General features: G+C 57.0%; 15 protein-coding genes and 1 riboswitch. Of the genes, 5 read left to right on the top strand and 10 right to left on the bottom strand.

The genetic code is table 11. The annotated features are described in order from the left end of the window. Nucleotides 1-29: 29 nt before the first annotated feature. The 6 genes from VSQ83_RS05590 to cobO are packed head-to-tail and all read right to left on the bottom strand — an operon-like array spanning nt 30 to nt 5,950. Entirely contained in the window at nt 30-1,481 is a 1,452-nt protein-coding gene (locus tag VSQ83_RS05590; RefSeq protein ID WP_326425630.1) for a cobyric acid synthase, read from the bottom strand. Beyond that, entirely contained in the window at nt 1,478-2,470 is a 993-nt protein-coding gene (gene cobD / locus VSQ83_RS05585) for a threonine-phosphate decarboxylase CobD (protein WP_133075739.1), read from the bottom strand. Before cobD ends, VSQ83_RS05590 begins: the two co-directional genes overlap by 4 nt. Further along, nucleotides 2,463-3,371: an adenosylcobinamide-phosphate synthase CbiB gene (gene cbiB, locus VSQ83_RS05580; protein WP_219260721.1), complete on the bottom strand. Its 909-nt coding sequence runs from the start codon at nt 3,369-3,371 to the stop codon at nt 2,463-2,465. The genes cobD and cbiB overlap by 8 nt, the downstream gene beginning before the upstream one ends. Beyond that, nucleotides 3,368-4,018 (bottom strand): 5,6-dimethylbenzimidazole synthase, encoded by a 651-nt coding sequence (gene bluB / locus VSQ83_RS05575; RefSeq protein ID WP_133075741.1) that lies wholly within the window; start codon nt 4,016-4,018, stop codon nt 3,368-3,370. The genes cbiB and bluB overlap by 4 nt, the downstream gene beginning before the upstream one ends. Further along, complete coding sequence (locus VSQ83_RS05570; RefSeq protein ID WP_326425628.1) at nt 4,015-5,328, bottom strand: cobyrinate a,c-diamide synthase; 1,314 nt, start codon at nt 5,326-5,328, stop codon at nt 4,015-4,017. Before VSQ83_RS05570 ends, bluB begins: the two co-directional genes overlap by 4 nt. A 10-nt stretch (nt 5,329-5,338) precedes the next feature. Continuing rightward, complete coding sequence (gene cobO / locus VSQ83_RS05565; protein ID WP_016779866.1) at nt 5,339-5,950, bottom strand: cob(I)yrinic acid a,c-diamide adenosyltransferase; 612 nt, start codon at nt 5,948-5,950, stop codon at nt 5,339-5,341. Nucleotides 5,951-6,032: 82 nt separating this feature from the next. After that, a riboswitch (cobalamin riboswitch) is annotated at nt 6,033-6,275 on the bottom strand. Between the two features lie 157 nt (nt 6,276-6,432). Between cobO and VSQ83_RS05560 the strand changes: the two genes are divergently transcribed. From VSQ83_RS05560 to VSQ83_RS05545, 4 genes are all read left to right on the top strand, one after another. After that, on the top strand, nt 6,433-7,767 hold the full coding sequence (locus VSQ83_RS05560) for an aminotransferase class III-fold pyridoxal phosphate-dependent enzyme (RefSeq protein WP_326425626.1): 1,335 nt from the start codon (nt 6,433-6,435) through the stop codon (nt 7,765-7,767). Beyond that, complete coding sequence (locus VSQ83_RS05555; protein ID WP_219260725.1) at nt 7,760-8,158, top strand: thioesterase family protein; 399 nt, start codon at nt 7,760-7,762, stop codon at nt 8,156-8,158. Before VSQ83_RS05560 ends, VSQ83_RS05555 begins: the two co-directional genes overlap by 8 nt. Further along, nucleotides 8,155-9,057, top strand: coding sequence for a DMT family transporter (locus tag VSQ83_RS05550; protein ID WP_326425624.1), 903 nt, complete (start codon nt 8,155-8,157; stop codon nt 9,055-9,057). The genes VSQ83_RS05555 and VSQ83_RS05550 overlap by 4 nt, the downstream gene beginning before the upstream one ends. 182 nt (nt 9,058-9,239) lie before the next feature. Beyond that, nucleotides 9,240-10,094 carry a LysR family transcriptional regulator gene (locus VSQ83_RS05545; protein WP_326425622.1) on the top strand — a complete coding sequence of 285 codons (855 nt, stop codon included), beginning with the start codon at nt 9,240-9,242 and terminating at the stop codon, nt 10,092-10,094. Here the strand turns inward: VSQ83_RS05545 and VSQ83_RS05540 are convergent. Next, on the bottom strand, nt 10,087-11,235 hold the full coding sequence (locus tag VSQ83_RS05540) for an acyl-CoA dehydrogenase family protein (RefSeq protein WP_326425620.1): 1,149 nt from the start codon (nt 11,233-11,235) through the stop codon (nt 10,087-10,089). The genes VSQ83_RS05545 and VSQ83_RS05540 overlap by 8 nt on opposite strands. A gap of 193 nt (nt 11,236-11,428) precedes the next feature. On the opposite strand from VSQ83_RS05540, the gene VSQ83_RS05535 reads away from it, so the two are divergent. Further along, entirely contained in the window at nt 11,429-12,748 is a 1,320-nt protein-coding gene (locus VSQ83_RS05535) for a PQQ-dependent sugar dehydrogenase (RefSeq protein WP_326425618.1), read from the top strand. Between the two features lie 102 nt (nt 12,749-12,850). On the opposite strand, the gene VSQ83_RS05530 is transcribed toward VSQ83_RS05535, so the two are convergent. The 3 genes from VSQ83_RS05530 to hda form a co-directional block, all read right to left on the bottom strand. Further along, nucleotides 12,851-13,390 (bottom strand): C40 family peptidase, encoded by a 540-nt coding sequence (locus VSQ83_RS05530; protein WP_133075744.1) that lies wholly within the window; start codon nt 13,388-13,390, stop codon nt 12,851-12,853. Nucleotides 13,391-13,535: 145 nt separating this feature from the next. Beyond that, on the bottom strand, nt 13,536-14,162 hold the full coding sequence (locus VSQ83_RS05525; protein ID WP_133075745.1) for a C40 family peptidase: 627 nt from the start codon (nt 14,160-14,162) through the stop codon (nt 13,536-13,538). Between the two features lie 224 nt (nt 14,163-14,386). Beyond that, nucleotides 14,387-15,091: a DnaA regulatory inactivator Hda gene (hda, locus tag VSQ83_RS05520; protein WP_019827725.1), complete on the bottom strand. Its 705-nt coding sequence runs from the start codon at nt 15,089-15,091 to the stop codon at nt 14,387-14,389. Nucleotides 15,092-15,255: the final 164 nt, after the last annotated feature.

Raw genomic sequence — 15,255 nt, 5'->3', positions numbered from 1 at the left:
ACCTCTAGCGGCCATTGACGCCATGAATCTCAAATCCCGCACAACGCTCGCAGGCAGGCGGTATCCAGATGGTTTTCCACCAGATCCGCCAGCCGCTCGATATCCCGTTCGCGAAGAGCGTGGTAGTCCACTTCTTGCACATCCTGCAAACCGGCCCAACGCAGCAACGCGCTGCAAGCCGCAGGCGACTCGAACACACCATGCAGGTAGGTGCCGAGAATTTGCCCGTCCGCACTTTGCGCGCCATCACAGCGCCCGTCATCCAGGTGCACCACAGGCTGCTCCAGAGCCGCCCCCGTGGTTACGCCCGCGTGGATTTCGTAGCCGCTGACTGGCGCGTTTTCCAGGACCAGATGCCCGCGCACATTGCGCAGCTGTTTCTCGGCTGCAAGCTCGGTGCTAAACGCCAGCAAGCCCAATCCGGCACTGGAACCCGCTGCGCCTTCAAGGCCCAGCGGGTCGTGAACCTGCTCGCCGAGCATCTGCAAGCCGCCGCAAATCCCCAGCAGCTTTCCGCCGTAACGCAGATGTCGGCTGATGGCCCCTTCCCAGCCATTGGCACGCAAGTAGGCCAGGTCGCTGCGCACGCTCTTGGAGCCCGGCAGGATGATCAAGTCTGCAGGAGGAATCGGTTGCCCCGGCCCCACAAATTGCAGGTCAACTTGCGGATGCAGGCGCAGCGGGTCGAAGTCGGTGTGATTACTGATACGCGGCAGTACCGGCACCACCACTTTGAGCACTTGCTCGACCTTGTCGGTCTGACGCTGATCGATGCCGTCCTCGGCCTCAAGATGCAGGTCCATCACATAGGGCAACACGCCGATCACCGGTTTGCCGGTACGCTGCTCCAGCCAGTCGAGGCCAGGCTGTAGCAAGGCGATATCACCGCGAAAGCGGTTGATGATGAAACCCTTGACCCGTGCCTGCTCGGTCTCGGACAGCAACTCCAGGGTACCGACCAGATGGGCAAACACCCCGCCGCGATTGATATCGGCAATCAACACCACCGGGCAGTCAACCGCTTCGGCAAAGCCCATGTTGGCAATATCACCGGCCCGCAGATTGATCTCGGCAGGCGAGCCCGCACCCTCGACCATCACCACCGGATACGCGGCACTCAAACGCTGATGGGAGGCCAATACCGCTTGCATGGCAATGGCCTTGTAGTCGTGATACGCCACCGCATTCATGCTGGTGACGGCACGACCATGAATGATCACTTGGGCACCGGTGTCGCTATTGGGCTTGAGCAGCACCGGATTCATGTCCGTGTGCGGCGCCAATCCGGCGGCCTGGGCCTGCACCGCCTGAGCGCGGCCAATCTCGCCACCCTCGGCAGTCACCGCACTGTTGAGCGCCATGTTCTGTGGCTTGAACGGCACCACCGCTACACCCTGGCGGGTCAGCCAGCGACACAGGGCCGTCACCAGCGTGCTTTTGCCGGCATCGGAAGTGGTGCCCTGCACCATCAACGTACTCATGTGGTTTCCTTGGTGTACGCCGCCAGCGCCAGCTCGAGCCGCTGCCAGTCAGCCTCATCGGCGGGCAGGCCAAAACGCACGCTGCTGTTGTGGGCAAACAGGCGCAGCAAAATGCCGCGGTGCGCCATGAATTCGTAAAGGCGGTCGGCGTGGGGCGTGATCAACCACTGGAACAACGCGCAGCCGCCCTGGGGCGGCACATCATGCAGCCCCAGCAATCGCTCCAGCCGCCCGCTGGCCAGTTCACTGCGCTCGCGCTGGCGAGCATGGCCTTCGGTGTCCAGCAGGCAGGCCTGGCCGACAATGCGTGTCGGTCCGCTCACCGCCCAGGGCCCGACTTGCTCGGCCAGCAACTTGAGCAATTTTTGCTCGGCCAGCACAAAACCCAGCCGCACCCCGGCCAGACCAAAAAACTTGCCGAATGAACGCAACACGATCAACCCGGTACGCTGGGTGTGCCCGGCCAGGCCGAACGCGGGTGTGTTGTCCATGAAGGCTTCGTCCACCACCAGCCAGCCACCGCGTTGCACAAGCCGCGCATGCCATTCAAGCAGACGCTCTGGCGTGTGCCTAACCCCGGTAGGGTTGTTGGGGTTGACCACCACCAGCACATCCAGGGTGTCGAGGTAGAAATCGACTTCCTGCTCCATGATTTCACGCACGATGTGCCCGCTTTGCCTCCAGGCATGCGCATGCTCGGCGTAACACGGCGACAGCACACCGACCTTGCCACTGCGGCGCAGGCGCGGCAGCAACTGGATTGCGCACTGCGAGCCCGGGACCGGCAACACACTCAATGCGCCGTAATAGGCGCAGGCAGCTTGCTCAAGGCCATCGTCGGTTTCAGGCAAACGCGCCCAGACACGCTCGGGTATCTGCGGGATATCAAAAGGCCAGGGCGCAAGGCCAGTGGACAAATCCAGCCAGTCAGCCTCGTCAATGCCGTAGTGCAACGCCGCTTTGCGTAAACGCCCGCCGTGTTCAAGCATAGAATTCACTCCACGCACACAGAATCAATAGCCACAGCCATACGCCACGTTGCACCAGTTGCCAGCCACGACCAATCGAGTCCGCATCCGCTGGAACGCCTTCGCCCAATTGCGCACGCTCATGCAGTTCGCCGTGATAAATCGCCGGCCCACCCAGTTCCACACCCAGGGCCCCTGCGCCTGCGGCCATGACCGGGCCTGCGTTGGGACTGTCCCACTGAGGTGCCTGCTTGCGCCAGCATTTCAAGGCCAGTCGGGTTTTACCCAATACGGCGTAGGTCAACGCAACCAGCCTTGCCGGAATATAGTTAAGAACATCGTCGATACGGGCAGCAGCCCAGCCAAAGCGCTCAAAGCGTTCGTTGCGATAGCCCCACATCGCGTCCAGCGTATTGCTCAAACGATAGAGCACCACGCCCGGCGCTCCCGCCACGACAAACCAGAAAATAGTGGCAAAGACAGCATCACTGCCGTTTTCCAGCACAGATTCAGTGGCCGCACGGGCAACTTCAGTGGGGTCCAGCTCGCTGGTTTGGCGACTGACCAGATAGCCGACCCGGGTCCGTGCCTCTTCCAGATCGTTGGCACGCAATGCCTCGGCAACCGGCTGCACGTGCTCACCGAGACTGCGCATGCCCAGCGCACAATACAGCGCCAGAATTTCCACCAGCCAGCCGATATACGGCAGCCATGAAAGCGCCGTTGCAAGGATCGTCAGCGGCAACACTGCCAGCACCCAGGCCGTCACACCATGACTGCGCCAGCCACGTCCGCCGGAATTGAACCGCTGTTCGATACGCTCGGCCATTCGGCCAAACGCAACCAGCGGATGCCAGCGCTTGGGCTCGCCAAACAGCGCATCCAGCGCCACTCCGGCGACGCACAACAACGCCACACTCATGGACTCACTCCCCAATAATTCTCATACACCAGTTCACTCAGTGGGCGTGCTTGCGCCCACCCTTCCAGCACCAGCATGGGCGCGGGATAAAAAGCCTCGACCGGGCCCAGGCACAACACTGCCAGAGGTTTGGCTCCCGGGGGCAACCCCAGCAAGCTCGCCAGCGCCTCAGGCTCGAACAACGACACCCACCCCATGCCCAAGCCTTCTACACGTGCTGCCAGCCACAGGTTTTGAATGGCACACGACAACGACGCCATGTCCATTTCCGGCAGGGTACGTCGACCAAAAATATGCTTTTCACGGTCATCCATCAACGCCGCCACCAGCACCTCGGCACAGTCCTGTATGCCTTCAACCTTGAGCGTCATGAATTCATCGGAGCGCTGGCCCAGCGCCTCGGCGGTCCGTACCCGCTCGGCCTCGACCAGGCCCTGAATCCTGCCTCGCAGTTCCCGGTCAGTGATGCGGATAAACCGCCACGGCTGCATCAGCCCCACACTCGGGGCCTGATGCGCCGCCTCAAGCAAACGCGACAACAGTTCAGGTGCCACACTGCCACCGCTGAAGTGCCGCATATCGCGGCGCTCGGCGATGGCGCGGTACACCGCTGCGCGTTCTTCAGGACTAAAGGCGTTATCGGTCATGGCGCCGTCACAGCGCACGGCGCAAACAGCGCAGCAATCGCCTGAGGATTGGACGGAAAGTAGAAGTGCACGTAAGAGGCGGTCATCCGCCCTTCGCGATACACCGCTTCGGCACCGCGCCCGCCATTGGGGCTCAGGCCACGGGCAACAGGTTCAAGCTCAGTGCTGGTCAGCGAGTGATGGTAAGTGTGACCACGCAGCAGCCCCTCGGGCATGTCCACCGATTGCAATGCCAACGCGGCCAGACGCTTTTGCATCGTCGCCTCCCCCGTCAGCAAACCCACCAGCTCGGCACGCTGACCGTCGACATCGGTCAAGGCGTCGAGCAGATAAAGCATGCCGCCACATTCGGCCAGCAACGGTTTACCGGCTGCGTGATGGGCGCGAATCGCCTCCAGCATCGGTGTATTGCGCGACAGCTCAAGGTGATGCAACTCGGGATAACCGCCCGGCAAATAAAGGCTGTCAGCTTCTGGCAGGCGGACATGGCGAATCGGCGAGAAAAACACCAGCTCGGCTCCCATCGCCCGCAGCAGATCCAGACTCGCACCATAGGTGAAGGCAAAGGCTTCATCCCGGGCCACGGCAATCCGAACCCCGGCCAACAATGGCTCGACCAGCACAGGCTCGGGCGCTGCAAATTCAACGGCGGGTGGCAGCGCTACCTCACAGGTGCTGGCCAGGGCATTGGCTGCCGCGTCGAGACGCGCATCCAGGTCGTTCAGCTCACTCGCCTGAACCAGCCCCAAGTGTCGACTCGGCAACTCGATCCCGGTCTCGCGAGACAACGCGCCGTACCAGCGCAGGCCTTCGGTCAGGCTGCCTTCGAGCAACTGTGCATGACGCACTGTGCCAACCCGGTTGGCCAGCACCCCGGCAAACGGGAGGTCCGGTTGATAGCGGGCCAGGCCCAGGGCCAGCGCACCAAAGGTCTGGGCCATTGCGGTGCCATCAATCACACCCAGCACCGGTACCCCAAAATGGCGCGCTAGGTCGGCGCTGGAAGGTGTACCGTCGAACAGACCCATCACGCCTTCGATCAGGATCAGGTCCGCTTCACCAGCGGCTTCCCACAGCAGGCGGCGACTTTCATCCGCGCCCACCATCCACAAATCCACCTGATAAACCGGCGCACCGCTGGCGCGCTCCAGAATCATCGGGTCCAGAAAATCCGGTCCACATTTAAACACCCGCACCTTGCGCCCCTGATTGCGATGCAATCGGGCCAAGGCGGCGGTAACGGTGGTCTTGCCCTGACCGGAGGCCGGTGCGGCGATCAACACCGCGGGGCAATGACGCGACTCTCTCATGCTTGAACACTCACAATTCGATGCCTTTCTGGGCTTTGATCCCGGCTTGGAATGCGTGTTTGACCACACCCATTTCAGTCACGGTATCGGCCAGGTCTATCAGTTCAGGTTTGGCGCCACGCCCGGTGACCAGCACATGCTGCATTGGCGGACGGGCTTGCAGGTCGGCGAGCACCTGCTCAAGGTCGAGGTAGCCGTGTTTGAGCGCGATGTTCAGCTCATCCAGTACAACCAGCCCGATGGACGGGTCACGCAGCATCTCGCGGGATACTTCCCAGGCGGCTTCGGCGGCCGCGATATCGCGTTGGCGATCCTGGGTTTCCCAGGTAAAGCCTTCACCCATCACGTGATAACGCACCTGCTCGGGGAAGCGGCGGAAGAAGATCTCCTCGCCGGTGCTGTTGCGACCTTTGATGAACTGCACCACGCCGCACTGCATGCCGTGGCCCATGGCCCGTGCCAGCATGCCAAAAGCGGAACTGCTCTTGCCTTTGCCATTGCCGGTCAACACCAGCAGTAGCCCGCACTCATTGGGCGAGCTGGCAATGCGCTCATCCATGACGGCTTTTTTGCGCAGCATGCGCGCCTGATGACGTTCGTCGCGTTCGGGGGATTCGTTCATGGCAGCTCTCCGTTGGGGCTCAATGATGCAAACGGGAGGCGGGGGGGAATTCATAAAAAACACACTGCATCGCCCGCCGCGAGAGTGGTGGATGGATCAGGCCGGTCTCCGGGCTCACAAGCGGACGGCCCTGTACAGGGCGCCCTTGTCCACGCGCCTTCCCGTGAGCAATCACAGTGGCAGTTGGCGTGGCATTGACTCGTTTACCGTTGCGGGGGCAGCGCCGGGATCATGGCGGTTGTGCAGGACAAACACGCCCTCACCGGCTTCCCTGTTTCACTCGACCAACGTTACGTTGCCGAGCACCTGAAACAAGCCGCGAAGGTTAGAGGGTTGGGGGGGGAGCGTCAATTAAAGCCCGTCAGTGTTCACGCCAAAAAGCGCGATGATTACTTCCAATCATCCCACAAGAAAAACTCATTTTACGGCGAGACACGGCCGTGAATACTCCATAGACCCAATAATAAAAACAGGTTAAGGCCATGCACCTGATAAAACCTGATGTGCGCCGTGTGTTGCCGATGGCAAGTCGTGGCGAAGGCTGTGTGATTTATACCGATGACGGCAGACGAATACTTGATGCCTGTTCAGGAGCCATCTCCTGCTCTCTTGGTTACGGCCACCCCCATATCATCGACAAAATGCTCGTACAGGCACAGCAACTGAGCGCGACCTATCGCACACAGTTTCTCAACGTCCAGGCAGAGCAACTTGCCGCCCGCCTGTGCGATAAACTGGGCTATGGCGGTGCTTTCTTGGTCAACAGCGGCTCAGAAGCCGTGGAAACCGCGTGTCGCATGGCAGTTCAATACTGGGATGAAAAAGGGCTGGGGCAAAAAAAGCATATTTTGAGCAGGACTATCAGTTATCACGGCTCAACAAAAGCGACTCTGTCTCTTTCCGGCCACTGGCCTCGCCGCCGGGGTGTTTGCAGCCCGGCAGAGCGTCCTACACTGCCAACGCCTTATTGCTATCGATGCCCCTATGGCAAAACGCCTGACACCTGCCAACTCGCCTGCGCCCATGCTCTGCAAACGCAACTGGGCGAAGTAGGCAGCGACCATATTGCAGCGGTGCTGATAGAGCCCATCACTGGTGCTTCCGGTGCGGCCATTGTCCCCCCTGCGGGCTACCTCGAAGCAATTCGCGCAATCTGCAACCGCCACAACATCCTGCTGATTGCCGATGAAGTACTCACAGCAATGGGTAGAACGGGTAAATGGCTGGCCATTGAACATGGCAACGTCCAGGCCGATATCTGCATTGTGGGCAAAGGCTTGAATGCAAGTTACTTCCCGATTTGCGGCGTACTCGTTTGCCCCGCCATCAAAGAGGCCATTGAATCGGGCTCCGGCATTTTCTCCCATGGCCATACCCACTCAAACCATCCCATTGGTGCGGCAGTGGCCAACGCGGTACTGGATGTCATTGAGAACGAGGCGTTAGTGACGTTATCCGCAGAGCGCGAATTGATCATTGAGCCGCATTTGCGCAACTACTTGGCTAACTCCCCCTTGATAGCCGACATACGTGGCAAGGGTATGTTCTGGGGCATGGAAATTGTCAAAGAGAAAACCGGGAAGAAGACCTTTGAGAAAACGTCGGCAATCGCACAAAGGCTCGTGAACCATGCATTTTCAAAAGGGCTGAACCTCTATCCCAGTAGCGGATTCGCAGCCTCCGAACACGGTGATGCATTGATATTTGCGGCCCCGCTCAATACCCCCGCGGATGCCCTGGATGAAATGTTGTCATTATTGAATGAGGTCGTTTACAGCGCTCCTGACGTTTTAAAAAAGGCGTCGGTCTATGCCTGACCTGATCGGAAAATCCGGTGTCATTGTGCATACCGTGTTGCCAACAGATCTGGCCTCGCATTGGAAAAATGACACGCCAGTATTGGCTACGCCCATTCTCTTGTGGCTGGCAGAACTGGCTGCAATGAAAGCTCTGGAGGGGCTTATCGACCCTGCCTGCATGACCCTGGGCACAGCACACAACAACAGGCACCTGGCCCCGACCCCGGAGGGTTTCACTGTGCACATCTGCGCCACAGTCGTAAGCGCCACGACAAAACGCATCGTGTTTGATATTCAGGCCACAGATGGCACTGAATCCATTTTGGAGGGCACACACACGAGGGCGATTGTTGATCGCACTTTTTTTGAAAAACGTATCTGTAACAAGATTGCCGGGAGACATACATGAGGGGCACCTATGCACTGCCCGAGAAAGGCTCACTGATCATAGTATTGGTGACGGGGGCTTCTTTATTGGGCATCGCACCGGTGACCGTCAAAGCCCTGCCCTTTGACGCTGAGGTTTCTGCATTTTACCGAGTGCTTCTGGCAATACCGTTCATGGCAATGCTTTGCTTTTTCAAACATGGAAAAATCTCGCTGCGCCCCAAGGACAAACGCTTTGGTTGGTTGATCCTGTTGGCGATTGTATTTTTCTCCGCTGACCTGACCGTCATGCACTTCGCCATCCGGCGCACAGACGTGGCTATTGCAACACTGCTGACTAACTGCGCCCCCTTCTTCATCGTACTGATGGGATTGGCCGGCATTGTTGAAAAGCCCAAGTTGCAGGAGGTGGGATGCTTGTTGTTGGCCATGAGCGGCATGTATGTACTTTGCCTGCTGGACAAACCCGTCAACCGCGACTTTTGGGGAGAGGCACTGTCCTTGCTGGCCGCGTTTTTTTACGCGGCCTACATAGTAACCATCAAAAAAGTACGCGTTTATAACTGCCCATCGTCCGTAATCATGCTGTCTATCACCACGGGGTGCAGCCTGATTTTGCTGCCCGCATTCATTTTGTCAGGTGCTCCCTGGCCTTCGACATTGAGCACTTGGGGCTTGCTGTTGACTCTGGTTCTATGCGGGCAGGTCTTTGGTCAACTGCTTGTCGCTGTCTCGCTAAAAGGGCTGTCCGCCTCTTTCAGTTCAATTGTGTTGCTCCTGCAGCCGATCATCGCGACTGTACTTTCATGGTCATTACTTAATGAAACGCTAACGGCCGTTGAATTGACAGGCATGGCAATCGTTCTTTTGGCTATTTTTACAAGCTCGTTAAACCTGAGCAGGCAACGCACAAGGCCTTGAGTCGAACTGCACTGATAGCCTCAACGGCTATCAGCAGTGCTCTGTTCCCGTGATTTAGCCTGCAAGTTGACCTTATAAACGAGACGAGAAGCGCCCTACACTGGAAGCAGACAGCACTTACTTGCGCGCTAATCTTTCTTTACAAAAAATAGGAACTCATCTTCCAACAGTAGCAAGCAGCCATGAAACTCACCAACATAGACATCGATCTATTACGAGCTCTGGTTTACGTCAGCAACGCACAAGGGTTCACAAAAGCAGCACAACAACTATTTCGAACACAATCTGCGATCAGCCTGCAAATAAAAAAACTCGAACAATTCACCAACACTCAACTTTTGGAGCGCGGCAAAGAAATCCGCTTAACGCCTGCCGGGTTGAAAGTCTATGAATACGCGTTAAAAATACTCACACTCAATGATGACCTGGTTAACTTGTTCACCTGCGACATTCCTCCGCACGCGCTAAAAATAAGTCTGCCTGAACATTACGACCCACACTTGATCAGCACGATAATCGTCAACACTGCAATTGCTTCCACCCATTATGACTTTGTGAGCGTCCTGTCGGATCAGGCGTCAAAACTGATCGACCAGCGTCAGCTGGATATGGCTTTTATTCTTCATACAGAACTTGCGGACTGTATTGAGATTGCAGCGGTTCCCTTGAGCTGGGTGTCCGCAATCGGAACCGTTGTCTATCAAGGCACGTCCATTGCTCTCGCCCTCCCTCCTGAAGGCAGTCATATCCGGTTGATCGCGCAACAGGCATTCGGCGCCCGCGATCACGCCTCAACCGTTATCTGCTCGGCCATTGAGCACAACGTGCTCTCAGACTTCATTGCCTCTGGCAAGGGCATAGGCGTGATGCCGACCCATGCTATTGCACAAGGGCTCTACATGATCACCAATGAACAACTGCCTCCCCTGCCGTCGTCCAAACTTTTCATAAAACTCCCCGAACACGCAGATGCACGACTAACCAGGTTGGCATTCGCCATCGCAACCGCCTACCGCGCGGGAACACGTATTATCTGACGGTGTATAGGCTTAACATTTGATTGAATATATTCACCTTTTGTATGTCATTGGTTCCACCCGCTATCTTCATACCGGCAGCATCGCGCACGCACTTTCCTATTTTCGGATCTGAATAACCCAGGTGACCGTAAATCTGCATCAGGCTATCCGCAGACTCCATCAAACGCTCTGCCGCTTGGTATTTGACGCACGAACACACAGAAGACCCATCAGGTTCTTTTTCTTCAAGCATCCGCAAGGCCTCATAGGTCAAACTTCGACAGATAATCGAAGACATCTTCATCCCCACCAGCTTGCTCTGCACGTATTGGAAATGACTAATATTACGGCCAAACGCCTGCCTGGAAAGACTGCGCTGCATGGCTGATCGAGTCATGCTGTCGATAAGACCGGCGGCAATAATTCCATACAGTGCCCGCTCAAAAGAAATAATCACATGCAGAATCTTTAAACCCGCACCTGGAGCACCAATGATATTGCCTGTTTCAATGCTGACATTGCCGATTTCAATATCTGCCGTTGGACTTGTGCGAAGTCCAAGATTTTTTTCTGCCGGACCAATACGGGCACCTGGCACATCCAGATCCATAAAAAATAGAGTGATGTCTTTTTTCACTCCCAGGGCAGGAATACGCCCCGCCAGAAGCCCCATTGTTGCAACAGGGGCATTCGTAATATGGGTTTTCTTGCCATTTAACCGATAACCGCTTCCCACTTTGACCGCAGCCAATTGCATTTTCGACAGGTCAGACCCACCACTGGCTTCCGTCATGGCGGTGACTGCAATATCCCCCCTCAACAACCGGGGTAGCCAACGCTGTTTTTGCTCGTCAGTGCCGTAATCGCAGAGCAGTCGCAAGGAACCAATATGACCAAGGCTCGTGATCAAGAAACCTAGATCTTCACACTCCCTTGCCACCTCATCCAGGCACTCAGCACACTCGACCCAGGTTCCACCCAACCCACCGAGTTCACAACTCACCGGTATTCTCCAAAGATCCAGATCAGCCAGCATTTGCCAACTGAACCAATCCAGCGTTCCTTCGCTGTCATGAAGCAAAGCGCGCTCAGATACTGACTGCCCTACCTGTTTGAAAATTGTTTTATCTATCACTTTCCCTCTAGCTGAATGGAACATGACTTACCCTCCTCATAGCTGCATTTGAAGGGTTTATGAACTCCGTCGGCAATAATGCCCAACGAGTTCGGGTTATCTCGCGGATATCAAAAACTAATACCCCGCCAGCCTTGGCGACATGATATTCAGCCTGAACCTTTAACCCGCTAAGCTTCTCTATGACTTACAAGACCAAAACCTCATGGAGATTCACATGCTCAAGCGCCAGCACGCTATTGTCATCGTACTTGCGGCAGGATTGGCTGCCTGCGGCGAGTCGTCGACCCTGCAAGTAAGTGATGGCACCGGCCCCTCGCCCAAATTACCCGAACCGAACAAAACCCTGATACCCACCGTCAATATCGCCCCGGCGGTCGGTTGGGCTGATGGCACCACGCCCATTGCCGCCCAAGGCCTGGAGGTCGCCGCCTTCGCCGAAGGCCTGGATCATCCGCGCTGGCTCTATGTCTTGCCCAACGGCGATGTGCTGGTCGCAGAAACCAACGCACCGCCCAAACCGGATGACAGCAAGGGGATCAAAGGCTGGATCGCAGACAAGGTGATGGCCCGCGCCGGGGCCGCAGTGCCAAGCGCGAACCGGATCACCCTGTTGCGCGATGCAGACCACGATGGCGTGGCCGAAACCCGCACGGTCTTTCTCGACAATCTGAACTCGCCTTTTGGCATGGCCCTGGTGGGCGACGAGTTGTATATCGCTGACGCCGACAAGCTTTTACGCGTCCCCTATCAGGCGGGCGAAAACAGCATCAAAGCCAATCCGGTCAAGGTGCTCGACTTACCGGGCGGCCCACTGAACCATCACTGGACCAAAAACGTCATCGCCAGCCCTGACGGCACCAAGCTGTATGTCACCGTCGGTTCCAACAGCAACGTGGGCGAGAACGGCATGGACAAGGAAGGAGGCCGCGCCGCGATCTGGGAAGTTGATCGCGCCACCGGCAACCACCGTATTTTCGCCTCGGGCCTGCGCAACCCCAATGGCATGGACTGGGAACCCAAAACCGGCAAGCTCTGGACAGCGGTAAACGAGCGCGACGAAATCGGCAGCGACCTGGTGCCCGACTACATCACTTCAGTTCAGGATGGCGGCTTCTATGGCTGGCCCTACAGCTATTACGGCCAGCACGTGGATGTACGGGTCAACCCGCAAAATCCGGAACTGGTCGCCAAAGCCATTGCACCGGACTATGCCGTCGGCCCGCACACTGCATCCCTGGGGCTGAGTTTTGCCGAAGGCAGCAAACTGCCCGACTTTACCCAAGGCGCGTTTATTGGCCAGCACGGTTCCTGGAACCGCAAGCCGCACAGTGGCTACAAAGTGATTTTTGTACCCTTTGCCGACGGAAAACCCGCCGGTATGCCGGTTGATGTACTGACCGGCTTTCTCAACGCTGACGAGAAAGCCATGGGCAGACCCGTGGGCGTGGTGATCGATAAACAGGGAGATTTACTGGTGGCCGATGATGTCGGCAACAAGGTTTGGCGGGTGTCGGCAAAGCCAACCAGCAAATGAAACAGTGGGAGCGGGCTTGCTCGCGATTGGATCACCGCGGCGTGGCAGTTACACCGCGCTGTATCCATCGCGAGCAAGCCCGCTCCCACTGCAGGTTCGGGTTTACGGCAGACGCGCCAGATGCTGCTCGGTCGGCAAAACGCGCTTGGCATTCAGATAGGCTTTTTGCCAATAGGCTTTATTGAGACTGTCCAGCTTGACCGTACCGCCAGTGGCCGGTGCATGCACAAAACGGCCTTCACCGACGTAGATCCCGGCATGGCTGACCTGGGAACCACCGTTGGTGGCGAAAAACAGCAAGTCACCGGTTTGCAGCTTGTCCTGGCCAACATTCTGCGCCTGCATCACGATCATTTCACGGGTCGTGCGCGGCAACGAAATGCCCGCTGCGTCGTTGTACACGTACTTGATCAGACCACTGCAATCAAAACCTGAATCCGGAGTATTGCCACCCCAGCGATAAGGCGTGCCGACCAGACCCAAGGCACGAAAAAGCACGTCGGCGGCAATCGGCGAGGTTTCTTCATAAGGGTTGGCAAACACGACTGGTTTTTTGACCACCGCAACAGGTGGCGGGTGGCTGGCGCAGGCACTGAGCAGTGCTGCTAAGGTCAAGAGGGCAACGCGGGCCATGGTCGACATAAACAGAATGTTCCTGATTCTGGATACGGCAACTCTGGCCGCGAAACCTGAAGCCGCGAGAGGGGACACCTTCGCGGCTTCAAGGATTTAACAATGCGACTGAATTCTAGCCCTTAGCAGCCAAACTTCAAGTAAGACATTAACTTTACTTGCGGGCTACTACGCTCGCAGGAGCCATCGCCAGGGCGCGCTTGGCCTCAATAAAGGTCTTGCTCCAGTAGCTGTCACCCAGGTTATCGATCCGAACACCACCGCTGCGGCGGCTGCTGGAGTGGATAAACTGGTCATCACCCAGGTAAATCCCGGCATGGCTTACACGGCCACGACCATTGGTGCTGAAGAACAGCAAATCACCGGGTTTGAGGTTGTTTCGTGCGACCAACGGTGCTTTTACGTTGATCATTTCGCGGGTTGAGCGCGGCAATTGCATGCCGGCTTCTTCCTTGAAGAGATAACCAATGAAGCCACTGCAATCGAAGCCTGCCTCAGAGGTGCCGCCAAAACGGTAACGCGTACCGATCAGGGACATACCGCGCTCGAGGATGCTGTCAGCCAGGGCGGGCAACTGGTAAGGCTTGCTGTTGGCGGAAAATTCAGCCAGTTCTTTTTCGGTGGCCAGTTCTTCCTGATAAAGAGCGGAAGATTGCGATACCGAGGATGACTTTTGAACCTGATGATCGACAACTTGCTGCGACACTGGCGTGTGGGCAGCGCAGCCAAACAACAGGGTAACGAGTGCGAGAGGCACGAGGGGTGCGAAGCGCTTTAGCATGGGCACGACCGTGGCTTGTAAGAAAAGTAGCCGCGACTATGCCCTCTATGATCCTCATTTGCAAATTCAATCGATCAAAATGTGACTTGATGGTTTTGTCGTGACATCTAAGGCTTTACACCCCTGACAATAGATTTTGCGCACAAAGCTCTTGAGCCGCGCAGGGTTTCTGGCGCCTGAAAACTGCCGAAAAAGGCTGCAGACCGCAGTTTTAAAGGGGTGAGCTACCAGCCCAGGGTTTCTTTCAAGAAAGGGATCGTCAACTTGCGTTGCGCTTGCAGGGATGCCTGATCGAGCCGTTCGAGCAAATCAAACAACGCACTCATGCTGCGAGTGCCTCGCGTGAGAATAAAATGCCCGACTTCGTCGGTCAGGTGCAGGCCGCGACGCGATGCGCGCAATTGCAAGGCACGCAACTTGTCTTCATCAGACAAGGGACGCATCTGAAAAACCAGCGCCAGGGTCAGTCGGGACTTGAGGTCAGCCAGCTTGATGGGCAATTCACGGGGCGAGGTAGACGCTGCAATCAGCAGGCGACGCCCACTGTCACGCAGGCGATTGAACAGATGAAACAGTGCCTCTTCCCAGTCGGCACGTCCGGCCACCGCCTGGAGATCATCCAGACAAACCAGTTCGTACTGCTCAAGGTTATCGAGGATTTCAATGCCGCGATCCAGCAACTCGGCCAGAGGCAAGTACACCGCGGGCTCACCCATCTGCTCAAAACGCAGGCAGGCAGCCTGTAGCAGGTGTGTGCGGCCTACGCCCTGCTTGCCCCAGAGATAGATCAGGCTTTCAGTCCAGCCGGCGTCGGCTTCGCACAGTCGCTCGACATAGCCGAGTGCAGCGGCATTGGCGCCTGGATAGTAATTTATGAAGGTTGCGTCATCACGCAGACGCACACCTAGGGGCAGCTGAATCGGTTTCATGCTGACTGAACAGTTCAAGCGAACTGTTAGTGGCCTCTGTGTAAAGTTCTAAAAGTTTATACCCGTGTAACCGGGCACACAATGTAACAGACCACGAGCAAAATCAAAGGTTTGCGTTAAGGTCTTGGATTGTTTGATCTTTTCCTGACGATTAAGGTGCTGCT

Source organism: Pseudomonas sp. DSV-1, from assembly GCF_035830915.1.
Taxonomy (GTDB): Bacteria; Pseudomonadota; Gammaproteobacteria; order Pseudomonadales; family Pseudomonadaceae; genus Aquipseudomonas.
Note: the sequence above shows the minus strand (reverse complement) of the source record. Positions and strands in the feature narration are given on the sequence as shown.